Origin of the sequence: Brevibacillus laterosporus, from assembly GCF_030489605.1 — a bacterium.
GTDB classification, from domain to species: domain Bacteria; phylum Bacillota; class Bacilli; order Brevibacillales; family Brevibacillaceae; genus Brevibacillus_B; species Brevibacillus_B laterosporus_E.
This window is the reverse complement of sequence record NZ_JAUKFY010000005.1, coordinates 295,076-316,051: the sequence shown is the minus strand read 5'-3', so window position 1 is coordinate 316,051 and position 20,976 is coordinate 295,076. Positions and strand designations below refer to the sequence as shown.

At 49.2% G+C, this 20,976-nt stretch carries 32 protein-coding genes; 2 read left to right on the top strand and 30 right to left on the bottom strand.

Annotated features, from left to right (window positions below; all coding sequences use genetic code 11):
- Nucleotides 1-55 precede the first annotated feature (55 nt).
- The 9 genes from terL to QZ995_RS08640 form a co-directional block, all read right to left on the bottom strand.
- Complete coding sequence (terL, locus tag QZ995_RS08680) at nucleotides 56-1,756, bottom strand: phage terminase large subunit (protein WP_301805569.1); 1,701 nt, start codon at nucleotides 1,754-1,756, stop codon at nucleotides 56-58.
- Nucleotides 1,757-2,212, bottom strand: a complete 456-nt coding sequence (locus QZ995_RS08675; protein WP_301805564.1) for a phBC6A51 family helix-turn-helix protein — start codon at nucleotides 2,210-2,212, stop codon at nucleotides 1,757-1,759.
- 18 nt (nucleotides 2,213-2,230) lie between these two features.
- The gene (locus QZ995_RS08670) at nucleotides 2,231-2,866 is read right to left on the bottom strand and encodes an LAGLIDADG family homing endonuclease (RefSeq protein ID WP_301805562.1); all 636 of its coding nucleotides are present in this window, start codon (nucleotides 2,864-2,866) and stop codon (nucleotides 2,231-2,233) included.
- Between the two features lie 819 nt (nucleotides 2,867-3,685).
- Nucleotides 3,686-3,811: a hypothetical protein gene (locus QZ995_RS08665; protein ID WP_301805559.1), complete on the bottom strand. Its 126-nt coding sequence runs from the start codon at nucleotides 3,809-3,811 to the stop codon at nucleotides 3,686-3,688.
- A gap of 323 nt (nucleotides 3,812-4,134) precedes the next feature.
- Nucleotides 4,135-4,995, bottom strand: a complete 861-nt coding sequence (locus QZ995_RS08660) for a helix-turn-helix transcriptional regulator (RefSeq protein ID WP_301805556.1) — start codon at nucleotides 4,993-4,995, stop codon at nucleotides 4,135-4,137.
- Between the two features lie 293 nt (nucleotides 4,996-5,288).
- Nucleotides 5,289-5,555 (bottom strand): hypothetical protein, encoded by a 267-nt coding sequence (locus QZ995_RS08655; protein ID WP_301805553.1) that lies wholly within the window; start codon nucleotides 5,553-5,555, stop codon nucleotides 5,289-5,291.
- Nucleotides 5,556-5,569: 14 nt separating this feature from the next.
- On the bottom strand, nucleotides 5,570-5,764 hold the full coding sequence (locus QZ995_RS08650) for a hypothetical protein (RefSeq protein ID WP_301805551.1): 195 nt from the start codon (nucleotides 5,762-5,764) through the stop codon (nucleotides 5,570-5,572).
- 321 nt (nucleotides 5,765-6,085) lie between these two features.
- Nucleotides 6,086-6,232 carry a hypothetical protein gene (locus tag QZ995_RS08645; protein ID WP_301805549.1) on the bottom strand — a complete coding sequence of 49 codons (147 nt, stop codon included), beginning with the start codon at nucleotides 6,230-6,232 and terminating at the stop codon, nucleotides 6,086-6,088.
- Nucleotides 6,233-6,351: 119 nt separating this feature from the next.
- Nucleotides 6,352-6,834: a hypothetical protein gene (locus QZ995_RS08640; protein WP_301805547.1), complete on the bottom strand. Its 483-nt coding sequence runs from the start codon at nucleotides 6,832-6,834 to the stop codon at nucleotides 6,352-6,354.
- An 86-nt stretch (nucleotides 6,835-6,920) separates the two neighbouring features.
- Between QZ995_RS08640 and QZ995_RS08635 the strand changes: the two genes are divergently transcribed.
- Nucleotides 6,921-7,133 (top strand): helix-turn-helix domain-containing protein, encoded by a 213-nt coding sequence (locus QZ995_RS08635; protein ID WP_301805544.1) that lies wholly within the window; start codon nucleotides 6,921-6,923, stop codon nucleotides 7,131-7,133.
- A gap of 36 nt (nucleotides 7,134-7,169) precedes the next feature.
- Here the strand turns inward: QZ995_RS08635 and QZ995_RS08630 are convergent, their stop codons facing one another.
- The 4 genes from QZ995_RS08630 to QZ995_RS08615 all read right to left on the bottom strand — a co-directional run bounded on the left by QZ995_RS08630 (nucleotide 7,170) and on the right by QZ995_RS08615 (nucleotide 9,194).
- Complete coding sequence (locus QZ995_RS08630; RefSeq protein ID WP_301805541.1) at nucleotides 7,170-7,619, bottom strand: hypothetical protein; 450 nt, start codon at nucleotides 7,617-7,619, stop codon at nucleotides 7,170-7,172.
- Nucleotides 7,619-7,831, bottom strand: coding sequence for a sigma factor-like helix-turn-helix DNA-binding protein (locus tag QZ995_RS08625; RefSeq protein WP_301805540.1), 213 nt, complete (start codon nucleotides 7,829-7,831; stop codon nucleotides 7,619-7,621). Before QZ995_RS08625 ends, QZ995_RS08630 begins: the two co-directional genes overlap by 1 nt.
- Before the next feature lie 155 nt (nucleotides 7,832-7,986).
- The gene (locus tag QZ995_RS08620; RefSeq protein WP_301805537.1) at nucleotides 7,987-8,760 is read right to left on the bottom strand and encodes a DNA-methyltransferase; all 774 of its coding nucleotides are present in this window, start codon (nucleotides 8,758-8,760) and stop codon (nucleotides 7,987-7,989) included.
- Complete coding sequence (locus QZ995_RS08615; RefSeq protein ID WP_301805534.1) at nucleotides 8,760-9,194, bottom strand: DNA N-6-adenine-methyltransferase; 435 nt, start codon at nucleotides 9,192-9,194, stop codon at nucleotides 8,760-8,762. The genes QZ995_RS08620 and QZ995_RS08615 overlap by 1 nt, the downstream gene beginning before the upstream one ends.
- 140 nt (nucleotides 9,195-9,334) lie before the next feature.
- Between QZ995_RS08615 and QZ995_RS08610 the strand changes: the two genes are divergently transcribed.
- Nucleotides 9,335-9,724 (top strand): hypothetical protein, encoded by a 390-nt coding sequence (locus QZ995_RS08610; protein ID WP_301805532.1) that lies wholly within the window; start codon nucleotides 9,335-9,337, stop codon nucleotides 9,722-9,724.
- A 201-nt stretch (nucleotides 9,725-9,925) separates the two neighbouring features.
- Here QZ995_RS08610 and QZ995_RS08605 read toward each other — a convergent pair whose 3' ends face one another.
- From QZ995_RS08605 to QZ995_RS08525, 17 genes are all read right to left on the bottom strand, one after another.
- Nucleotides 9,926-10,471 carry an AAA family ATPase gene (locus QZ995_RS08605; RefSeq protein WP_301805530.1) on the bottom strand — a complete coding sequence of 182 codons (546 nt, stop codon included), beginning with the start codon at nucleotides 10,469-10,471 and terminating at the stop codon, nucleotides 9,926-9,928.
- Nucleotides 10,464-11,108 carry a hypothetical protein gene (locus QZ995_RS08600; RefSeq protein WP_301805527.1) on the bottom strand — a complete coding sequence of 215 codons (645 nt, stop codon included), beginning with the start codon at nucleotides 11,106-11,108 and terminating at the stop codon, nucleotides 10,464-10,466. Before QZ995_RS08600 ends, QZ995_RS08605 begins: the two co-directional genes overlap by 8 nt.
- Nucleotides 11,109-11,756: 648 nt before the next feature.
- Nucleotides 11,757-12,593, bottom strand: coding sequence for an FAD-dependent thymidylate synthase (gene thyX / locus QZ995_RS08595; protein ID WP_301805526.1), 837 nt, complete (start codon nucleotides 12,591-12,593; stop codon nucleotides 11,757-11,759).
- A 190-nt stretch (nucleotides 12,594-12,783) separates the two neighbouring features.
- Complete coding sequence (locus tag QZ995_RS08590; protein WP_301805525.1) at nucleotides 12,784-13,359, bottom strand: dUTP diphosphatase; 576 nt, start codon at nucleotides 13,357-13,359, stop codon at nucleotides 12,784-12,786.
- A gap of 196 nt (nucleotides 13,360-13,555) precedes the next feature.
- On the bottom strand, nucleotides 13,556-13,792 hold the full coding sequence (locus tag QZ995_RS08585; RefSeq protein ID WP_301805522.1) for a hypothetical protein: 237 nt from the start codon (nucleotides 13,790-13,792) through the stop codon (nucleotides 13,556-13,558).
- Entirely contained in the window at nucleotides 13,789-14,043 is a 255-nt protein-coding gene (locus QZ995_RS08580; RefSeq protein WP_301805519.1) for a hypothetical protein, read from the bottom strand. The genes QZ995_RS08585 and QZ995_RS08580 overlap by 4 nt, the downstream gene beginning before the upstream one ends.
- Nucleotides 14,044-14,102: 59 nt before the next feature.
- Nucleotides 14,103-16,271, bottom strand: coding sequence for a ribonucleoside-triphosphate reductase, adenosylcobalamin-dependent (nrdJ, locus tag QZ995_RS08575; RefSeq protein WP_301805622.1), 2,169 nt, complete (start codon nucleotides 16,269-16,271; stop codon nucleotides 14,103-14,105).
- 34 nt (nucleotides 16,272-16,305) lie between these two features.
- A complete protein-coding gene (locus tag QZ995_RS08570) occupies nucleotides 16,306-16,500 on the bottom strand; it encodes a hypothetical protein (protein ID WP_301805516.1) in 195 nt (64 codons plus the stop codon).
- Complete coding sequence (locus tag QZ995_RS08565; RefSeq protein WP_301805513.1) at nucleotides 16,497-16,673, bottom strand: hypothetical protein; 177 nt, start codon at nucleotides 16,671-16,673, stop codon at nucleotides 16,497-16,499. Before QZ995_RS08565 ends, QZ995_RS08570 begins: the two co-directional genes overlap by 4 nt.
- On the bottom strand, nucleotides 16,673-16,957 hold the full coding sequence (locus QZ995_RS08560; RefSeq protein ID WP_301805510.1) for a hypothetical protein: 285 nt from the start codon (nucleotides 16,955-16,957) through the stop codon (nucleotides 16,673-16,675). Before QZ995_RS08560 ends, QZ995_RS08565 begins: the two co-directional genes overlap by 1 nt.
- A 2-nt stretch (nucleotides 16,958-16,959) precedes the next feature.
- Nucleotides 16,960-17,484: a crossover junction endodeoxyribonuclease RuvC gene (locus QZ995_RS08555; RefSeq protein WP_301805508.1), complete on the bottom strand. Its 525-nt coding sequence runs from the start codon at nucleotides 17,482-17,484 to the stop codon at nucleotides 16,960-16,962.
- 3 nt (nucleotides 17,485-17,487) lie between these two features.
- On the bottom strand, nucleotides 17,488-17,691 hold the full coding sequence (locus QZ995_RS08550) for a hypothetical protein (RefSeq protein WP_301805507.1): 204 nt from the start codon (nucleotides 17,689-17,691) through the stop codon (nucleotides 17,488-17,490).
- Entirely contained in the window at nucleotides 17,691-18,281 is a 591-nt protein-coding gene (locus tag QZ995_RS08545) for a 3'-5' exonuclease (RefSeq protein WP_301805505.1), read from the bottom strand. The genes QZ995_RS08550 and QZ995_RS08545 overlap by 1 nt, the downstream gene beginning before the upstream one ends.
- Nucleotides 18,281-18,640 (bottom strand): hypothetical protein, encoded by a 360-nt coding sequence (locus tag QZ995_RS08540; RefSeq protein ID WP_301805504.1) that lies wholly within the window; start codon nucleotides 18,638-18,640, stop codon nucleotides 18,281-18,283. The genes QZ995_RS08545 and QZ995_RS08540 overlap by 1 nt, the downstream gene beginning before the upstream one ends.
- A 626-nt stretch (nucleotides 18,641-19,266) precedes the next feature.
- Nucleotides 19,267-19,569, bottom strand: coding sequence for a hypothetical protein (locus tag QZ995_RS08535; protein ID WP_301805502.1), 303 nt, complete (start codon nucleotides 19,567-19,569; stop codon nucleotides 19,267-19,269).
- A 2-nt stretch (nucleotides 19,570-19,571) separates the two neighbouring features.
- On the bottom strand, nucleotides 19,572-20,696 hold the full coding sequence (locus QZ995_RS08530; RefSeq protein ID WP_301805619.1) for a DNA polymerase: 1,125 nt from the start codon (nucleotides 20,694-20,696) through the stop codon (nucleotides 19,572-19,574).
- A complete protein-coding gene (locus tag QZ995_RS08525; RefSeq protein ID WP_301805499.1) occupies nucleotides 20,686-20,976 on the bottom strand; it encodes a hypothetical protein in 291 nt (96 codons plus the stop codon). The genes QZ995_RS08530 and QZ995_RS08525 overlap by 11 nt, the downstream gene beginning before the upstream one ends.

Here is a 20,976-nt window from a genome sequence, read left to right as displayed (position 1 = left end):
GGCGGAAATTGCGCACCTGTAACGAATAGTTTAGCGATAAGTCTCGACCTCCTCTCTACATATATGCGGGCTTGTCTGTCACTCGTTTTCTACGCAGCTTTGCCGCGTCATACGCCATATGCAAGGCATCTGGACCATCATCGTGATTATGATTCGGGTACATTTCGAACATCTCGATAAGCAAACGTTGGTCCCGCTTAAATCGAATCTTCCCACTCTGAATATCCGGCAACAATGATTCTATTCGGAGTGCTTTACGCATGCGTTGCTTGATCTCCTTCAGCCGTCGATGTGTGGGGTACCCTTTCCTCCGTAACTCTTCCGCCAGTTTATGTGCAAACCATTCCTGTGCTTGCTGAGCCTCGACCGCGATTCCCTCATATTGAAACTGAAGTGAACGATTAACAACTTCTTGCAGCAGAACGTCGGGATGTACTCGTTTAAGAAACACATCTATTACATAACAAACGCCTGTGTCACGATTGCGACCTATTGTAATAATTGCGGAGTAGTCGCCCTTCTCCTTACCCATTGCGAAGTCAATTCCGCAGTAGTAATCTAGCGTCAGGCCTTGTATGTCTTCTTCTGTATAGTACGTGAATGTTTCGGGATTAAAAATCTGCGACTCCTCATCGACCGGATTGCCGAGGTACTCTTGGTTAAACGCCCGTGCGCCCATTGCCTCCCGCTTCTCCATGAAAAACTTATAGGTGTATCGCGGCCATAACGTTTTAGTTCCCTTCAGTAACTCCGTTTCGTTCTCTTCATAAAAAGAGTCAGCATTCTGTTTTGCATTCGGAACATCCTCGTTGTAAAGCTTTCGCCATAATTCCCATAAGTCTTCACGTTCTGACCACGACAAAATTGCAGGAAACTTGCGCGATACGAAGTCTTTACGCTTTGTGAGGACGTGGTTAAGCAAACTGTCATAATGTACGATTGTTCCCATGTAAACGCAAAGCCCACCAAAACCAAGTGCTTCTAACATCTCAGATCGGAACCAGTGAAGGTTTTTCGCACGCAATTCAGGTGTATTTGTGTTTTCCCCTGATTCCAAGTCGTCGAGCAAGAACAGATCCGGTCGTGTTGCTCCATGTCGGAGGCCCCGCATCTGTGTACCCATACCCTTTGCCTCGACCTTTGTTCCCGTTGTCGTCACGAACTCATACTTGTTGTCCGTATCATTCATGGACTTCTTTTCGTAGAGCAAAATACCGAAGTCCTCACGTAATTTCTGATTAAAGACAAGTTGATTACGCGTCCACTGTATGAAGTCCCCCGCTACGTCAGTCGTTTCTGAAACCTCAACAATATAGCGTTTGTGCCGGTATGCTACGTTTCTACATAGGAACCCATTTGACAAGTAAGCAGTCTTCGCATGGTTTCGTCCAACAGACCATGCCACATTTTCCGATACATTACCTCGCGTTATTTCATCGAGTAATTGACATAGCTCACGGTGAAAATCGGCTGCATCCTCATAATCAACTCCTGCCGGTATGAGGTTATCTTGGTTGCCGGGGTTCCTCGCCTCAGAAAAGTATTCGTACATGAACAGGAGGCTATCGTACTCGCAATCGTGGACACGTTGGAGCCTAGATAATTCTGAGTCAAGTAGCTCCCATTGATCAACGTCATAATCCGTTAAGTCGCCTACATCAGCCAGCCGCTTATATTGAGCAATGAGTTCGATACGACGGTCGATTTCGAGCTGTCGCGCCGGACGATCATGCCATTCACCATTGAGGAACGCCAATCACTCGTCACCTTCCCTCTTCAACGAGTCCGCACGTTCCTTCAAACGGGCTAGACGGTCTTCAAGCGACTGAACTGTAGAGCCCTCTTCCGTTTTGACCTCCTGACGATCAATAAGGAGTCCACCAAATTTATAAAACAGCTCAATCCCTTTCATTGAGCCTTGCCCTTTAAGCGTCATATCCAGATGTTTCTCCATGATGTGCGGAAGATGTGACATAAACGCGTCTGCCGATAACTCATTCGTGTACGCAATAAAATCACGATTGTGATGACGCCATTTATAAAGAGCACTAATTGAACACTTTGCCTGCTCTGCAATCTCGTCGAGAGTTAACCGTCCTTGTTCGCCATCGTCTGGATTACGCGGTAGGAAGTTGTTAATTGCGAGTAATTGAGCTGCCATTATTTGTTCACGCGTTAATTTCGCTTCTAACTTACGCAAATCTTTCGCCATTATATCGTTCTCCTTTCGTTAGGATGCGTTGTGATATTCGAAACGTTCACGTTTTCTTGATAAGTAAAGATGCCCGCAATCACAATAAAGCCACTTGCCTAATCGGTAGATATCTTCTTTACCTGATACATAAACGCGGTAGTACGTTGTCTTTCCGGAGCAATCGATCACCACTCTTGTGTTGAATCCACGGTCGCTTAGTACGTCAAAAAGCCTCTCCGCAAATAACGGCGAGGCTGAAATAACGCTCATTGTATAACCTTTATGATGAACCCATCCGTCGCCATCAATGACACCGCGAAGAAAATGTGGCATTAAATCATCGGGGACATTGGGAAACGGAACTACAAGTGACTTTCGAGAAGAGATGCCGAGCTTTGCAAGGTCATTCACCATTTCCGTACGACAGATATTAAGCGTGAATATGGTCGTTCTTCCACCGTTATTACTTCGTTCAGTAACAGGATTGGTTGCGCCCATAATGTCCGCGATGGTTTCGAGGATGTGGCGTTCTTTTTGTGCAATCGTTATTTGATTTTGTGAGATGCACCCATCAGTAACGATAAATCCTAGGACATACGCCATTTCCGGCGTCCATCGTTTGAAAAATTCTATGTTTACGTCGTGAATTGGAGTCTTACCAGCCCTGCGCATTTTTACTCCATGCTTTACTAAGATTCGACGTATTTGACGGTCAGAAACCCCGGCATCTCGTGCTAGTGTTACCGACGATTCGCCCGCAAGGTACCGTCTTGCTATAACATCAGGCAATAGTTTACTTTTCGTTAATTTTCGTATATGTACCGTCTCCCCTTCACTTATTGACTCCGCATGAAATAAGAAAACGACCGTTAACCGGGGAGTCGCGGTATAACTGGCGGTAGCTAATCGCCAGCACGGTCGTTCTTACGTCATCGAATGTAAAAAGAAGCCACCGATAGGCATCCGGTAGCTTCCGTTTAAATTCGAGGGGTATTCGATTAGACCCGGAGGTTAAAAACTTGTAAGAAAACGTTCAGCACCTGACGGTGAAGGATCGTACACCCGCCTTGGGGGTATCCGTGAAATGCATAAACGTTGCATACGACTGTAACCGAACGTATGTTTGAGTCCGATAATATATGATCCGTTAACACTTGTTCGCACACGTAAACCCCGTCACTGTGCGATTTTCCATGTTAACCATACGTTATGCAGTTGACATAATCGAGTGTATATCAATATCTAGTACGAACACGGGTTGAATACGGTCGTATATCGACTGGTTACGGTGAATGCCGTATGCATCCGGGTTGAAGTTTTCGGAGGGGTCGCGCGTGGAACGCTCGTGCGGATATTTTCGGGTCGATGTCACTGTTAAATCGGTACGTATCGTTTCCGGTAGTCCCCGAGTTCCTTCTATATTATGACGCTGGTTAACGCCGAACAGGAACGCGTACCGATTTGCCCATTTATCCGTCTCCTTTCCGTTATTTATCTATACGGCCCGTTACGGAAGCTCCACAAGAACAGGCCGCCTACAAACGCTAAAGCTAACGCGCCCAATCCGATAGGTACTCCGATAATCCATACGGACCACATCGGTATAGTAAACGTCATTCATGCGGTCTCCTTTCGTTAATAGTTCGTTGTAAAGAGAACTGCTACGGCTCATTCGAGCCTTCGCCCTCAGCGGACAAGCCGCCTCGGCACCAATACCTTCTACCGCGTTGTAATTACTTCTATACTTTGTTCGCGATGAAAGATGATAGCGAGGCAACTTGTTTGCCGAAGCTCGGCGTTAGCCGATATCACACGTCTCTAAAGATAAAGAGAAGAAATTCGGCAAAAACCGCCTTCCGCCCCGCTGTTACAACGTTATCCCCACTTTCAATAGGTGTCGTTTTGACCTAAGCAAACGGGGTAAAAGGTATCGTTTTGACCTAAGCAAATTTCTTCGCCTGCCGAATCCGGTGTTCCTCGAACATCCTCCGCACCACTCTCGTATATTCATCCTCGTACTCTTTCCGGAACATAACGTCTGGATGGACGAGGTAATTCGTTGTCTTGCCACTTGTTGTCGTCAGCACTACGCCTTTATTACGGAGTTTATTCACGAGCTCATATACCGTCTGGATATCGTGTCCCACTCGTTCAGCCAATTGCTCACGGTTCAGGTGGCGAATGACCTCCGGATTCTCCTCGTCTGGATTGTCGCAGAGATAGTACGTTTGATAGTGGAAGAACGGAAGTATCTTGTATAAGAAGCCGAGTTCACTAAGTGTTAGTTCCTCCGCAATCTCGCGAGCCTTCACTTGGTATAGCTTCGTAAAGGATGCGCCATCTATTACGTCGCCCATCGAATGGAAATCGACGCTAATGTAGTACACGTTGGTGCGGCCTTCTTTTTCGCATGTTATGACGCCGAGCGTTTCTAATCGTTGTAGAATCGCCATAGTCGCTTTCTTACCGCGTCCTAGTACGCGTGCGATGTCCGTCTGCTTTAATGGCTTGCCGTCCTGTACGAGCTTACCCTCGCTCTTAAAACGCAAAAACGGAAGCAACTTGATAAGTGCTCCCGCCTCTATTAACGTTAAATCTCGTATGATTCCGAGTATAGCTTCGTGATAACACGCGACCCAATTTAACCCACGATAGGTCAGCTTCATTCGTTCGCGTTCGAAATGCTGACGGGTTGCTTCCCGTTGTGCATCCGTCTGTATCGTTACGTGAGAACCGTCTGGGATAAACGTGCCAAGCTCGCCGGTCTCGGGATGGTACGTGCGATCGAAAGTCGTACTCATACGCGACCTCCCCTTTTTATCAGCTTTACTCTCTTGTTCCGAAATATTGTAAAAGGTCCAAAACAGAACACTGTCATAGTTGAACCGAAGGAAACGCCCCATAATAAACAATTACGCCAGTCAAAAACTACCCGCATCCAATCGCTCCCCATTCCGTTTATATTTACGCTCCCATAAGGTAAACTTGCGGCCGATAGCGTGGAGCGTTACGCATTAGGAACGGTTCATGACGCCGTTCCTCGACCGCATGTAGCGTACGTAAACTAAATAAAGCTCCCGACGTAAGGCACTCGTCAGAAGCTCTCGTTTAATTTACGTTTGAAGTCGTCACTTTCGAAAACAATATGTACCTTTCGTGCTCCTTCCCGTTCTTCAATCGCGAATACCTTAACCTCATCGTCTGTTTCCGATACCTTAATCCGGAGGTCCTTTCCGTCTAGCTCTCGCCACTGTGACTCGCGCATTTCCCGAATGTGGTCCGCGTACTCTTTCTGTGCAGAAAGACGGACCTCACCGTGGTGGAGTACCGCGCGATAGCCGTTTGCTGAACCGTAATCCATCCGATTCCCTCCCGTTAGCCTATTCGGAACACTAGCGAAACACCAATCGGAGCGTTCGCTTTAATGTATTCGATGGCTTGCCGACGCGGTTCCTCTTCGCCGATCACAGAAACGATGATCCTGTCCGGACGTGATGAGTATAGGTACGTAAACACTCCGAAACGTTCGCCTACCTCGTTATACCATTTTCGTGAGCCTATAACCGTCAATTGTAACGACCTCCTCCAAAATAGAAAAAGCCGCCGTAATTGGCGACTCTTAGTTAATTATGGTCCACATACACCACGGTATCTGTGACTACTTACCAGCCAATTCCACCGTGGTCAAAGCGTTGTTTTGTCCAATCCGACTCTGTCATGTCGTACGCTCCTTTACTTAGTGACCGGGATCGTCTAGCCAGCCCGGATCGCCCGTATTGCAATTACGTTGTACCGTCCATTCTGATTCGGTCATATTGCGAGCCTCCCTCGATTTAGTAGCCGGCGTCATCTAGCCATTCTGGTTCTGTCATACCGTGTACACTCCTATTATCAATATCCGGGGTCCACGAACCAAACAGTGATTCCCTGCGGATTATCAACCGATTCGTAAATCATAGCGTAATTCCTCCCTTGCTTTAATACTCGGGGGTCAATAAAACCTCTAGGATCGTCAATCCAATTGATATCGTACACCATCGCGTTCCTCCTCGGTTTAGTGACCGGGATCATCGCGCCATTCTGGATTAGTCATGTCGCGTAACCTCCTTAAATACTAATGGCCCGGGTTGTCGGTCCACTTCGGTCCTGCGTCCCAATTAGGGTCTGTGCAGCATTTCCACTCCGGAAAGCTCTCGAAAACTACTTTCATCAATACCCACCTCCTCGTCTACACCTTTCGACAAGGAGATTGCAAAATCCTTCCAAAAGCAAAAAGCCGCCGGTTGTCCGACGACTATTTGCGGTTTTTCACGGCTTGTACCAACGCGGCGATCGAGATTACCAGCGCTATCACCGCGATTACCAATGTAATAGTTTCCACGGTTCCAACGCCTCCGTTGACTATAGTGCATGAACGAGGGTATGATTGGAATAAGATAATGGGGAGGGCAGGGAACCGTTAGGCTCCCATACCCGTTTGATGACCGACCTCTTACGCCGCTAACGTAAGGGGTCTTTACTTTAGGTTCCGACCGTTGCTGTTTCGCCTGCCATTGCGGTAGTTGACTATCGCAGTTGCCAAGTTTACCAGCGCGGTTACCAGAAGCACGACCTCCACCATTACCCATCCTCCTTCTCATTTACTGGAAGGTATGGAAATCACACCCTCTATAAGAAGGATAACACGTTCCGTTAAACGTGACAATAACTAATGGAGTTGTTCGCGATGAAAATACATATTAAATTAGCCGATCTGCTCAAAGAACGCGGAGTCTCCCAACGAGAACTCTCACGTCTGACGGGGATACGTGTATCGTCAATCAACGAAATGTGCAACAATGAAACGATACGTCTACCACTTGATAACCTTGCGAAAATATGCGAAGTGCTTGGCGTTGAGATTACGGATGTACTCGAACTTGTGGATGAACGTCTCTAGCATGCATAGATACGAAACCTCCCAAAACGAACCCCCTTACGCAATAAAATAGCTCTTGACTTCGCTCGCCTTTATGTCCTTTGCGTACTGTTCTTGTCTCGCCTTATTGCGTATCTTAGCGTTGTTATCTACGAATTGCATTTCGTAAGGGCTACGTCTTCTGCGCGAAGGTTTCCGGTAAGAGATTCCATCCGTCCCTGTATCCTCTACTATTTTAAGCGAGGTCTCACCGCCCATACCGGAACCTCGTCGCTTGTGTTTTCCGAGTGTTCGACGGGCGTATTGTGTCGCGGATAGAATCGGATATTCATGGTGGGTCATTTTATGTTCGTCATCATCCGAGAGCTCTTCGTAGAGTATCGCGTCTGCTAGGCGTTCAAGCTCGCCGTAGTCTGGTCTATTACCCGTACGTAGGATTACTTCATCTATCCACTCGCTAATAGCTGTTATTCGGTCGGTTCGTTCCATTTTTACCCATTCCATCATCACGCTGCCTCCTCACCGTAATTCCATATCTCATAGACCTTCGCTATTCGTTCCAATCCATTTCTTACGCGTAATCCGGCTTTTTGAGGGCTGATGCCCATAGCCTGTCCAGTCTCAACAGTGTCTAATTCCCGTTCATACACGTAATACAACGCCTCACGCTCCCGATCCGTCAGTCCCGCCCGTTCGATCGCCTCCGCCAGATCAATCAATACGTCACACGCCGCGTAGTCGCCCCGTTCGAACCGGCTTGACCGTAAATGGTGGATGTCGCGTAGGATTGCGTGTACGCCGTCGCGGTCATTTAACGCATACCTTACGGAAAGATTGCGGTGTCCCTTTTCGATATCTACGGCACATGCGCCCATTAAGCCGCCTCCCTTAGTTGTGCAACCCGTTGGTTCGCGATATCAACGTACTTTGACTCCGTTTCAAATCCGATAAATTTACGCCCGGCGCTTATTGCTGCTACCGCGGTTGTACCGGAGCCCATGCAGTTGTCGAGGACGATTTCGCCTGTGTTTGTGTACGTTCGGATAAGGTATTCGAAAAGGGCAACGGGCTTCTGTGTTGGGTGGACTGATTCGTTACTGCTATTAGCATTGCTGAATGTCAATAGATTTTTTGGGTACCATTTGTCATAGACCTTTTCTTCGAGATTTGATTTCTCACCGCCCATGATTTCGGTCCGTTTATATTCCCTAGTTTTTCTTTTCTCAATCTTGTCGGGTGGACGATCAACCATGATCGGGTAGTAGTTAACCTTACCCTTGCCAAAAACACATATATCCTCGGTTTGCTGCATAGGGCGGTGTTTGGCTACCAAATGCCCCCTAGCTGTCACTTTGTCCCATACCCATGAGTACTTAAACCACATTGGGTTGCTCATCACCAACGCGCTTGTAAACGGCTGGGTTGCCGTCAATATGATCGCCCCATTGTTCTTTATGATACGCTTGTATTGCTCCCACAACGTTTCAAACGGAATAACCGTGTCCCACTTGCACCGGGTCGTCCCATACGGTAGATCACACAAGATCATATCTACGCTCCCATCCGGAATCATCCGCATCCCCTCGATACAATCGCGCTGATATATCCTATTAAGCTCGTATTCTCCGAGCATGTGATTGTCCGTCATTAAGCCGCCTCCTTCCCGTGGTACACCACTACCATAGATGGAAACGGAGCTGAGTTTTTCGCGTCGCCGAACTTTAGTCTTCCTTTTACGAATCGGATCTCGCCCTTGCCGTAGACGTAGTCATGGAACCATGCGGTATCGGTCCGTGCTGGTACGAGACATACGACTGTTGCGCCATTCAACGATTCTTCGTAGGCTTTCTGCATCCATCGTTTAATCTCGCGACCATACGGCGGGTTCATGAACACGATGTGCGGTGCCCATTCTTGCACTAATCCATCATCTTCTTGTGTGTAATGTAACACGCATTTAGCGTTCTCATGCGTTGAGCATGGGTCCAACGTAAAGCGAAACTCTCGGTCTAATTCATCATAAAACGCCTGCGGTGTCGGCCATAAATCAGTTGCGGATGAAAACATGGCGTCAGTATTCAATCAAACCGCCTCCTTCATTTCGCGTGTGAGATACGGTAATAAACGCCTGCCTATCGCGCTTATTAACGGTATTATCTTCCAATCTTCCGTCGAATGACGTATACTACCGTTAAATAACGTTAATGATCGGAGTGATTACTGTGTCTTTCGTCGCGCATAATTTCGCGGAATCCCTCGAAGCTTACATTTCGGTGGACAAATTTAATCGTCTGTACTTATCGTCCGCACTCCGCAGCAAGCTCGGAGTCGTCCCCGGCACACCGTTTAAGTGTCACGTAGGTTACGACCCAAAGACCGGCAATATCGGAATCGCACGTCCGGGCGAAGTCTCCGTTGATGCCTCGGTACAGCCGGCTACCTTCGATGGTAAACGTTACTACGCGGCTGTGAGCTCCTTTGTCCGCAAACATAACGTTCCTACCGGCAAGTACCTGTATATCGAACGTTCTAACAACTGGTACGCGTTCCGTCACAAGGAGCAGGAAGAACCGGCACCGGCCTCAACCGGACGTAACCGTAAGAAATCGTAAGTAATCTCCGTTGAGGCGGCGTGGCGGCCATCCGTGTAGCCAGCACGGTAGCCGTCCGCATATGCCTCGAGAACATACGCAGGCCAGTCGGGTACGAACGGGTCTACTTGACGATCAACTTCACGATCTCGAATATCCAGATCATCATTGCAGACACAAGAAGTAAGAATTCGATCGGGTTCTCGTTTGCAAACTTCCACATCAAACCGCCTCCTTACGCATAATCTCCCGCATCACAACGTCAATCTGCTCCCATAAGTCGAGGACTGAGCCGTTATTATTCAACTCGTAATGGACCGCGAACATGTCTACGTATCGTTCCGTATCGTGCGTTAAGTCTGCGAGATCAAACGTGTCGCCTGCCGAGCGCATCCGGTCTATTCGCACATCGTCCGAAGTGTTTACGCGAATGATGACGTAGTCTTCCGTGTAAAGGCGGGCATATTCGTTAGACTGGCGGAGGTCCGTGATTACTACATCGAAGCCCTGTGCTTGATCTACTTCACGCATGGTTCGCTTAATCCACACGTCAGGATCAATCGCTCTCATCGCCTGCCCCACGCCTTGCAATAGCGCACGGGGCTTTTTGCCATTTGCGACTTGTTCAGGGAACAGCTCGTGACACACACGTTTGATGCCGTCACCGAACGCGTACGGTACGAAGTCGTAATGTTCGACTAGGTAGGCCGCGGCCGTATCCTTGCCCGACCTCATCTTTCCGGTAAGAGCGATTTTTACATTAGGCAACGGCAGTCACCTCCGTTCCTTGGTCGCGGGAGTCGTCAATAATCTCTACGTCAGTAACGCTGACGTGCTGGTAGTACCCGTCCTTACTACGGTCTGCATCTGCTGTTCGCTTACCATAAACCTTAAGTTCCCCTACAGGATTACTTATGTCTTTCACATGACCGATATCTCCGACATCATAGTAATGGTGAAAGAATTGTTTACCTACGATTACTACAACGTCTCCTACGCGTGCCTCCGTAGGCTGTGGTGCGTTCAAGTAATCTGTGGGCACATCGAGTCCCAACGCACGACGCAACGCAATAGCTTTGCCGATATGGACGTTAAAGCAATCGTCAGGCGAACACTTGGCGATACTACGAGCGTATATCCTTTCCGGGGTTACTCCGCCGCGGAGTAAGCAGACTACGGTTCTCTTTTCCTTGTTGACGATAAAATCCGCAGTCATCCCGAGACGTCCCTTAAGGAGGTAAATATCGTCGCGTCCACGTAGACGTGGATTCCTTACGTTCGACATATCGGACCTTAACTCCACCAAGTCCGCCTTCGCCTGTTCTACGGCATTATCGCGCATCTTCTGTAAAGCGCGTCCTGCCGCAGTCGTGTCTATCCCCGTATTTATAAGAGCTTCCGTCATCTTATCTCGGGTCTCCTCGTCGTTAGGCGCACCCACGAATTTCGCCAGCTCCGCCTGCACACTATCCGCGATCGCTTTAAGAATTTCGGAAGGAGACGATGAAGCTACGTTGACGGTTAAGTTTACGGTGATGTTATTCGTGGCCTGTTCGTTTAAAGGCGTTATAACTACATATTCGCGATGGCGGATAACCCGATCATGTTCATTTACGCGTACGCATTTAAATACCCCCAGTACTCCTGCGACCGTCAAGATATCTCCGTTATCGTACTCTCTCGCGGTATCTTCAGCCGCGACGATTAGAATACGTTCGCCGACCTTAGCCTCTCGTTTCTCTTCGCGGTAACGTACGCCGTCTACGTGGATAATGTCGGTGGGTTCGAGGACTACATAAGAATGAACATGCCAATTACCGTCCTCCTCAACTTTCGCGTTTCCCTGACCGGAAAAATCCACGTTGTAAAGCCCGCCCACAAACTTACCGATGTCACCTTCTCGAAAAAACGGAGCCTGTGTCTCGACGGCTCTCACTAGTTCACCAACGTTTGCCTTACGTTCAACCTCGCGATACTCACGCTTAACTCCGTTATCATCCATCAAGCCCGTAATGTTCTTCGTCATATACCGATCACCCTCCGAAATTTTTATTTAGGCTACGTCAAAGTACGGCGCTGTCCACGGCTCTGCTTTCGTGACTTCTCTTCGTAACTGCTCGGCTAGTTCCGCAATCTCCCACTGACTACCGCGCCCCTTACGTCGTTTGCCGTAGAAGTCGAGTAAGGCTCGAAGATTTACGGTCATAACTAGATTAGTTGCGGCCGCGTTCGGGAGGACCATACGGGCGTCTTCCGGTGGAACTCCTGCGCGACGTAAACGGTCGTATACCGATTGCAGAGTACTCATCGCATCTTCGAACTCTTCTACCGCCGTAATGTTTCGCCAGATGGCGTCACCAGTCTCTTCGTTAAATCCGAACATTCGAGTAGAATCCGTGTCCTTTCCGTTGAGTGTAGGCGGCACCACGTAATCAAATCCGCCAGCTTTATCGGAACTGCCCATCCGCACATATCGTTGTGATTGGACGGAGTAACTAAAGCCGACCCTATGACGTGTCAATTGCGCTAGGAGTGAGCGTGATACGCCCTCAATCACGAATGTGAACGAAAGGTGTTCCAAAGTAGACGTATGGCCTGATCGTGTGATGTGGCGGAACAGACGGTCGGCTTCCGTACCTTCTTCGCCGTCGGATGCGGTCTGGCCGAAGTACTTGTCGCCTTCGAGAGCAACGATTTCGGACGGCTTATTGGCGGAATAACACGTTCTGATTGCGGTGAGGGCTACGGCTTGGCCGTCCGTAACGTTCCATCGGTCGTGTTGATTACCTTCATATTCTAGGAATTCGTCAAGTATATCGAGGCTATTGTAAAACTCTTCACTCAGTTGCGTATGAGAGATCAGCCCTACGGACATTTGCGTTTCTGCCATTAGCGTGCCTCCCTTAGTATCGCGAGTATAATTTCGGGGGAGATTTCGACTACTGCTCGGTTCTTCGCGTAAGACCCCGCAGTTTTATAGCGTTCAGCCCATTTTCGGCTTGTATAAACTTTGTCCGAAACAAGGCGTCCGGTGTCCGCATCAACTACGACAAAAGCACTTAAACTGGCAGGGTAACCCATTACACCGACACCCCCGTACTCCCAAAGCCATCGGCTCCGCGATCTGTCTCGCTTAATTCGTCCGCAACGATAAACTGCGCCTGCATCACCGGCAATATCAATCCTTGGGCAACGCGGTCACCTTTGCGGATTAGGTATGTTCCTGCTGGATAGTCGCGCCACTGTCGGACCTGCTCTCCAGATATCGTCCGTAAATACTCAGTACTCGGACATTCGTCTTCGATTCGATAATCTGTTACAATCGCTCTGCCTTCTTCGTCATACGCGAAAAAAGGCTCGTGTTTCCAAATATTATCGAACATCATCGCGACTTCACCCCGATAGTCACTGTCGATAATACCGATACCATTCGGCTGTCGAAGCTTCGTGTTAAGAGCGATGCCCGACCGCATGCACACTAACATCACGAAGCCCTCCGGTATTTCAAACGCGAGTCCTAACGGAACCTTTTGAGTCTCACCCGGTGAGATAGCTACGTCCTCAACCGCGACAAGGTCGAAGCCGGCCGAGCCGGTTGTTGCATATTGCGGAATTACTGCGTCCGGGTGCAGACGTTTGATTTTTACGGGGATCATTCGGTACCCTCCTCTAGTTCCTCGACTACACAATCTACTCCAAGTGCCCTAAGAATCGTGCGTAGTTCCTCCGGGTTTATTTCGGCATACTCGGTAATTACCTGGTCTCCTATAACGAGCCGTGTGCCGTAATCGTCACAACAGCCGGGCTCGCTGCAAGCATACGTCCACTCTTGGAAAGTAATTTTCATAATTACTAGCCCTCCTTCATGGATTCGTAGACATCGAGAAGCTTTCGTTCAGCAAAATACAAGCCAGCTTTATAGGCTTTCGTTTCCAAGTCGTATGGTTCTCGCAGGTCCACTCGGTGTTGCTCCTCGTGTAGTTTACAAAGCGTATGAAATACGATATCGACTAGTTGTTCACCAACCGTGGGCTTTCCTCGTAACATTTCGATTAACTCGCGTTGTTCATTCGTTGGGCCGTAGCTCATCGACGTACCTCCTTAACGACGAATACCTTGCCCCGTTGCTCAACGATCTGGTATTTGTCGGTGTCAAATCGGGACATATCCGTTATAGTGACCTCATATCTTGGAGTTGCGTAATCTACCGCTATGAAGCCAGTCCAATTGCTTAGGATTGCCGAGATTAGTAAAAACGTTATTCCTGTAGATTCTCCGTTGATTAGGCTGAAAAACGCCATTACTCCAAAGATCACAGCAAGCATCCCGAGGCATACCATGCCAACCAACGCTCCGGTATTTGACGCCGTACTCAGAATTTCCATCCCGTCACCTCCGTTTATCTTAGTGGGCACGCCCCACCCTCACACGAATCCGCGCCCTCTAAATCGCTAGTTCCGTCCGTCTCATATTTCGATAGAATCGCCGGATCGAACGGCTTCATTTTGGCGCGTAGCTCCTCGTATTCCTCTTTCGTAATAGCCTCGTACGGCGCGAGCTGGTACGTACCGCCATCGAGTGCCAAGAACGATACGCCTACAAAGTCGTCCCATCCGTCCCACACCGTCTGCTCAACCGTTGCCCATTCGTTCGGCCTTACAGTAATCGTATTGGACGAATTGTGGTCGGTGTACGAACGCTGGAATCGGAAGTAAGTCTCGAATTGACGCGTTGCGCTTACGTCGTCTTTCGTTTCTAACGCGCCAGAAGCAACAGGAAAGTCGATGACCAACGTACGGGCGTTTGCGAGACGTTCTGCTTCGGTATCGCCCGGCGTTCCTACTTCGGGATTCACCGTCCAGCCGAGCTCCTGCGCCACCTTCACGAGTGGATCGGACGCGTTAATACGGATACGTCGGATGTAGTACGGGCTGTGCGACCAGTGTAGGCCGGACGATACGCCGCCGGCTAGTTGCGAAATAGTGCCCTCCGGCTTGATCGTTGTCACAAGTAAGGGCGCGTTCACCCGCAGTTCCTTCGCGTAGGACTCCGCCTCGTTATTCGCTACTGTGCCGAGAAGTTCGAGTAAATCACGTTCCTGACGTTCGTTATAGCTAACGGCTGCCATAGCGTCTTTCCATCCGGTTAATGACGCGCCGAGAAGCCTGTCACGTTGTTGGATCGCGTCCCAGTGCGACAATTCGAGCGTTACGAGAGTCATGCGCAAGCCAGCACGGGCTGAACGTCGTTGAGCTTGTAGAAGTGCGGGGATATCGAGCTTACCGCCACACACGAACTGCATAACGTTGACCGTTGTTAAGTTGCAGACCCCGTATGAATCGAGCAGTATTTCCGCACACGGGTTAAGCCCTTCGGCGTTTGGTCGTCGGCGACGTGCTTCTTCGAGATTAATAAATCCCGGCTCACCTTCGCCCCTCATAATCTCGAACACGAGGTTAAGCATTTCACGGCTAGGTTTCGTTTCGAATGCGATAGAGTTATTCGATAGTCTTCGGTGGTCAAGTCCGAATCGCCCGTCCCCTACCTTCACGATAGAGTCGAACCACTCCGGCTTTTGTCCGATGCCTTCTAGCATTTCGCCTACCTTACGATGATGCGCGAGTTGATCTTCCGTCCACACTCCGTTGATGCCGTACTTGGCGAGAAGGCACTCGTAGTCGTCCGCGTCAAAGAGGAATATTTCGGCTGTTCTACGCACGCCGCCGACCACTACGTTAGCTCCGATAAGATTGCCGATATCGAGAATGTGGATCGGGCGGACTTGCTTGTATGGCGTGTTGTATGCGTCTTCCAACGGCTCAAGTGTCGGATCAATCTCGTTCTTGAGTACGCGGTCGATCCCCGCAAACATCTCCGCAAGAGGCTCGTGGCCCGATGCCGTCCCTCCGAATCGTTTCAGACGCTCACCTTTCGGACGCACCGAGTTGTACGAAATTTTCACGGTGTGGACCGATTCGTATTGCGGCTCCGTTAAGATTTCGAAATAGGCTCGGAGGGCTTCGACCCATCCCTCTTTACTGTCGCCCACGTAGATTTTCACATAGCCGTTATCGAGTTCGGTTACCTTCGTTCGTTCCAATCGTCGGTCTACCGGTACAGGTTCGTAGGGCGCGTTGATTAACGTTGTGTTTGTACGGATTGGCGCTAGGCCTGCCGCGAACTCCTTCGTACACTTGAATCCGACGCCGCAACCAACCATCAATAGATAAAACAAGTCGCCTAAATCCGACCAGCTTCGAATATTAACGAAACTGCAATTGAACTGACCCAAACTGTATCTAGCTCCAGCCTCAGTCCCTCCGACCCACAACGTCCGTCCACTTAGGAATTGACGCAGGTTGAACATCTCGTCGAAGAACGACTCGGCTTCGGCCTGTAAACTCGCGTAAGGCACCGTATAGCCGATCTTTTCGTAATGCTTTGCCGCGAGACCAAGGTTGTACTCCGTAGCCCTACGGCACGTTTCTTTCCACGTCTCACGGCGGCCAATTTCGGGCAGCCACCGTGAATATGTCCGGTAATATACGAACTTGCCGAGTTCGTTCATATGTTCGGGAAAGTCCGGGTACGTCTCGATAAATTCATCCGTTAGCAGTTGAGTCAATCCGCGTCATCTCCCTTTCAATATCGTTTATCGCGTTAATTATCGTTTGCCTGCGCAGTCTAAGCGCCAGACATCTTCGCTCACTGACGAATAAGCTCTCGTTTACGTTCTCTAGCTCCTCGCGTAGGTAACGGAGTGATCGTTCGACTGGTTTTTCGTCGCATTTATTCATCCGGTTAATGCTCGTAACAGCCGGAGTAATGCAAAAAGCAAGACCGAGTGAACAAACGGGATGCCTACGCCTGAAAGAGCAAAAATGTAATACACGCCAGCGCCGCCTAGTAAATATACGCCTGTAACGATTACTGCCCAAAATATGAAGAGCCCCAACTTAGACCAACTCATCAAACCGCCTCCCACACTTTGACCATTTTTTCTACTTGATGTACTTCTATGCATTCGACTTCATCCTCGTATTCCCACGGTCTCTCATCTTGGCACTCTGTTGCTCCGACACTATAGCCTGTGGAGTAATACTTCCCGTCAATCCATTTAAAGATAATGTCGTGGTATACAGACCACCTTGATTGGTCGACAATTCGATCTGAAATCACCTCCACTCCGTCATACCCCTCCCACGGAAGCCCGTATTCTTTTAACTCTTCCGTTCTGAAATTAACTTTTGCCATACTCACTCCGCCCCCTCAATGTCTATCAATTTATTCGCGATAAGATACGCCAGCACCACCGCACACGCATCGCTATCATCGTAGCCTGCCGCAAACCCATAGTCTTCCGGCAATCCTAGTATCTTACGTACTCTTACCGCGACCTCGACCTTCTCCGCCTTGCCATTGCCGGTGACTAACCGTTTCACAGCCGTTGGGCTAATCTCGTCAGTCACCGCGTAGCCATACCGAGCCAGCCCTTGGTCAACGGCCGCCCACGCACCGAACACACCTTGTCTCGCCCTTTTCGATCGGCCATCCGTAAAGTCTTCACGTATGATTGCGGTAAGTGGTCCGGCATCGTGAGCGACCGCGACCGTCTTTGCTTCGATGTATGCGAAACGTTGGCCGTCCGTATGTGCAGTAGATGTAACGAGCGATGAAGCGTATATTAGCGAAGGCACCCGGTTCACTACGTCTATCACCGCGAATCCGGGGTTCATCGAAATGTCCAGACCGAGATATCGTTCCTTTTTACGAGTAGCCATCGGTCACCTCCGTAAGCCCGCCGCGGTCTCTAAATGACGCGCGTAGTCGAGCAGATTGTCGTACACCACATCGCTGTCCTCCGTATGTAGCTCGGAGGCTAAACGGCGGATGTCGCCGGATACGACCGCCATCACCGTTTTAAGCGAGTCTACTTCGCGTTCCAATTCGTCATAATTTTCGATCATGTCGTGAGAGACCATCGGCATTAGGCGACCACCTCCACGATTTTCGCCCCGTAAGGTACGTACTTCAACGGCCGACCCGGAGCATTTACGACCACATTCCGGTAGTTAATACCGCGATAATCTGCAATCGGCTTAAGCTTACGAAAGACCTCGATTGTAGCGAACACGTCGTTCATTGCCCGATGATGCCCGTTTAACTCGATGCCATATCGGGCACATACATCTTTTAATGACGCGGACTCCGTGGGCGCTACGAGCTTGGCGAGCGCCCGGGTGCAGACGAACTTTTCAAGGAACATAACGCGTCCAGTAACAAACGATAGGTCGAATGGGGCATTGTGAGCAACGACCGTAGTATCAGCAAAAAATTTACCTAACGCACTGACCGCAAAGAAACTGTGGGTACCTCCATTTAAGTCTCTCTCTGTGATACCCGTCAGTTCCGCGATAAAGCTTGGTAATTCGCGCCCCTCATCGAGTTGCACAAACGTCTGGAACCGTCCGTACTCGCGTTCTAAATCCGTTCTGATCGCGGCAACTTCGATAATTTGATCGTTCTCGTGATCGAGACCCGTCGTTTCCAGGTCAATGAACGTGTAAATTTCGCCCATCAAGCCACCTCCTTATCGAGTATCGAAGTGATTTGTTCGAACGCATCGATATACGACCGTTTCTTCCACTCTGGCATTCGTGACCTACGCACCATCGCCACTTGTCGTTCCAACTCATTGTATTCTTCGGCACTCAACGAAAGGGCGCACGCTGTCTTGAAGTTGTTAAACGTCCACTTTTCGAGGTCAAGCTTCGGCGGCCGACCTTCTTTCGATCGAATTACTATGTCCAGCAATTCGTCTCGGAGTCCGATTCGATCTTGATCCGTGATAGTCACGTGGAACACTCGTAAATCAGGCTTGGCCGCGTATTCCTCATCCGTCAGTACCCATTTAGCTTTAGACGCGTTCACATACACGATGAGGTAGTCGTCTAAGGGGGCCTCAGAAGTCCCGTACATTTCCGTATAGCCGACGCATTGAGCAACGTGCTTAGCTTCCGGCTCGGTCATCGAGTGGGGACTCGTCTTAGCTGCGGTTGTCTGCTTCGACTTAATTTCGAGACCTACGCGGCGTCCGTCTTTGTATCGGAGGATACCGTCAGGCTTTCCGTAGAGGGCGAACCGTTGGCCGCCGTGATCCATAACGTGTAGTTTCTGCGCGAAGTCCTCCCACATCGGTAATCCGTCCGGTGTACGCTCAACGGTGAAGGGCGGTGCCTCCCCGAAAGTTCGCTCGTAATGCTTTTCGATGAATAATAGATCGCGTTGAATTACGTCACCGATTGCGGTGCCGAGCCGAGTCCAGCGTCCTTGGTGAGGCGGTCGCGGCTGGATATCCTTTTTGGCCCCGCGTAGCTTCTCGTATAGTTCGCGTTTATCCGCGTTGGCGCTAGACGGCGAAAAGTACGGCTGTGCTCGAAAGTTAAAAAACGGGCGGGTACGGAGAGCATTCGCTTTCTGTTCGGAAATTATAGCGTCAAGCTCGTTGTCCCAAACCTCGGGCGCAGAGTGCCATTGGTCAAGCATCGTTTTGAAATCATTGGCTAGTTGTGAGATAGAGCATCGTCCCCTTTCGTAACTTCTTCCCATTGGGTGATTTCTACAGTCCTTGTTACTTCTTCTACCTCAACCACATCACCCCAACAACCATATTCATAGTGTCCAAAATAACTGCCGGCACGCTCAACATCAAACATAAAATGCCTCTCGTCGAAGGTTTTAAAGATACAATTACACACACTGTATTTCCCTTGGTCTTCCCACGGAGTCGTCTCAACCTTCTCGTAATCAAAACCACACTCATCATCAAAAAATATCGCTAGGCGCTGTTCCTCCGTTGTCTTCATATTTACTCGTCCTCCTTCGATTTTGGCCGGCAATTTTCGAAGTCCCACTCTTCCGGCTTGTGTTCGTCCATCCACCGTTCCATTATTACAATGTCCGTAACTAGTGGAACACTTAGCGAAACTGTTTTCGTCATGATCTCGTTGACTAATTCGATTGTTGCAGGAGTCAATTGCTCACGTGGAACCGAAATCAATATTTCATCGTGTATAGACGCGTTCATTTCCCAACCTCGCGCCATACATTCGCGGGCCATTCGGTTACCGTTCATTTTTAATATGTCAGCGCCAGTACCTTGTATAACGGCGTTAAAGGCTGCGCGTTCCCAGTAGCCGACGAGTCCCGATATTTCATATAAACAATCAAGCTCCGTTTGAATTTCTTTAAGGCGACGTTCCTCTTTACTAGAGCTGTCTTTGATCGTCAAATCACCGTTTATCGTAGACATACCGTTGCTTATCGCTTTAGTTGAAATCCTATCAAGTAGACGTTTACGTTCCATGAATAACTGTATACGTCGACGCTCGTTCCCTTTTTTCTCGTCCGCTACACGTTTATAGTCCGGGAATCTTCGTTTTCTTCCGCGTAGTGTTTCAACGTATTGGTCACGTTTGAGGCCGGCTATAATGTCGTCAACCATTGTGTTAAATGACGGAAATGTACGGTCGAAGTTTTCGAAAAACATTTCCGCCACCTCCTCCGTTACGCCCATTTTCTTCGCGAAAGAACGCTTGGATTGACGATAGGCTACCGCGAGTACGCCGGTTTTCATAAGCTTGCGTGGCTGAAACGAACCAGTCGGATCGAACGCCTTGTCTACGCAAAACTCTTCCGCCAAATTAAACGTCATCATCGCCATAGTCGTGTAGAGGTCAACGCCGTCAACGAAGATTTGTCGCATGGAGTTGTCGCCGTATTTTTCATACATGATATGCGCCATTATGCGAGGCTCTATCTGACCGAGATCGGCGCCGATGAAGATAAATCCGTCGGCTGGAATAAAGCAATTTCGGACGCGATCGCCCTCGCCTTTAGACGGGAGGTTCTGTAAATTCGTACCGAGCTGTACTTTACGTTCATCTGAGATTAACTTGCGGACGATTGCGTGATAATTAGCGTCAGTTATCATCGGCATCTTCTTCTCCTAAATAGTGACGCGGATCAAATCCACTCCAAGAGACGCCTAGAACCTCAGCAACCTTCCCAACAGTCTCTGAATCAAGATTGATTTTATCGAAGTCTCCTTGCTCTAGTGTCCCGTAAACATCACTGTGTTTACCGAGAACCTCCCCAAAATACACACGCTTGCCGATTAGCTCTTGTATTTCATTATCAGAAGCAACGAACAGCCCCTCAAGATCGCCATTTCGACCACAATCCCAATAAAAGTTCCAGAGAAATTTCTCCAT

Coding starts and splice junctions, on each gene's coding strand:
- QZ995_RS08675 (WP_301805564.1), bottom strand. CDS start 2,212: ATGGCGAAAGATTTGCGTAAGTTAGAAGCGAAATTAACGCGTGAACAA.
- QZ995_RS08670 (WP_301805562.1), bottom strand. CDS start 2,866: ATGCGCAGGGCTGGTAAGACTCCAATTCACGACGTAAACATAGAATTT.
- QZ995_RS08665 (WP_301805559.1), bottom strand. CDS start 3,811: ATGACGTTTACTATACCGATGTGGTCCGTATGGATTATCGGAGTACCT.
- QZ995_RS08660 (WP_301805556.1), bottom strand. CDS start 4,995: ATGAGTACGACTTTCGATCGCACGTACCATCCCGAGACCGGCGAGCTT.
- QZ995_RS08655 (WP_301805553.1), bottom strand. CDS start 5,555: ATGGATTACGGTTCAGCAAACGGCTATCGCGCGGTACTCCACCACGGT.
- QZ995_RS08645 (WP_301805549.1), bottom strand. CDS start 6,232: ATGGTGTACGATATCAATTGGATTGACGATCCTAGAGGTTTTATTGAC.
- QZ995_RS08640 (WP_301805547.1), bottom strand. CDS start 6,834: ATGAGAAGGAGGATGGGTAATGGTGGAGGTCGTGCTTCTGGTAACCGC.
- QZ995_RS08635 (WP_301805544.1), top strand. CDS start 6,921: ATGAAAATACATATTAAATTAGCCGATCTGCTCAAAGAACGCGGAGTC.
- QZ995_RS08630 (WP_301805541.1), bottom strand. CDS start 7,619: ATGATGGAATGGGTAAAAATGGAACGAACCGACCGAATAACAGCTATT.
- QZ995_RS08620 (WP_301805537.1), bottom strand. CDS start 8,760: ATGACGGACAATCACATGCTCGGAGAATACGAGCTTAATAGGATATAT.
- QZ995_RS08600 (WP_301805527.1), bottom strand. CDS start 11,108: ATGACGGAAGCTCTTATAAATACGGGGATAGACACGACTGCGGCAGGA.
- thyX (WP_301805526.1), bottom strand. CDS start 12,593: ATGGCAGAAACGCAAATGTCCGTAGGGCTGATCTCTCATACGCAACTG.
- QZ995_RS08590 (WP_301805525.1), bottom strand. CDS start 13,359: ATGATCCCCGTAAAAATCAAACGTCTGCACCCGGACGCAGTAATTCCG.
- QZ995_RS08585 (WP_301805522.1), bottom strand. CDS start 13,792: ATGAGCTACGGCCCAACGAATGAACAACGCGAGTTAATCGAAATGTTA.
- QZ995_RS08580 (WP_301805519.1), bottom strand. CDS start 14,043: ATGGTATGCCTCGGGATGCTTGCTGTGATCTTTGGAGTAATGGCGTTT.
- nrdJ (WP_301805622.1), bottom strand. CDS start 16,271: ATGAACGAACTCGGCAAGTTCGTATATTACCGGACATATTCACGGTGG.
- QZ995_RS08570 (WP_301805516.1), bottom strand. CDS start 16,500: ATGAATAAATGCGACGAAAAACCAGTCGAACGATCACTCCGTTACCTA.
- QZ995_RS08565 (WP_301805513.1), bottom strand. CDS start 16,673: ATGAGTTGGTCTAAGTTGGGGCTCTTCATATTTTGGGCAGTAATCGTT.
- QZ995_RS08560 (WP_301805510.1), bottom strand. CDS start 16,957: ATGGCAAAAGTTAATTTCAGAACGGAAGAGTTAAAAGAATACGGGCTT.
- QZ995_RS08555 (WP_301805508.1), bottom strand. CDS start 17,484: ATGGCTACTCGTAAAAAGGAACGATATCTCGGTCTGGACATTTCGATG.
- QZ995_RS08550 (WP_301805507.1), bottom strand. CDS start 17,691: ATGCCGATGGTCTCTCACGACATGATCGAAAATTATGACGAATTGGAA.
- QZ995_RS08545 (WP_301805505.1), bottom strand. CDS start 18,281: ATGGGCGAAATTTACACGTTCATTGACCTGGAAACGACGGGTCTCGAT.
- QZ995_RS08535 (WP_301805502.1), bottom strand. CDS start 19,569: ATGAAGACAACGGAGGAACAGCGCCTAGCGATATTTTTTGATGATGAG.
- QZ995_RS08530 (WP_301805619.1), bottom strand. CDS start 20,696: ATGATAACTGACGCTAATTATCACGCAATCGTCCGCAAGTTAATCTCA.
- QZ995_RS08525 (WP_301805499.1), bottom strand. CDS start 20,976: ATGGAGAAATTTCTCTGGAACTTTTATTGGGATTGTGGTCGAAATGGC.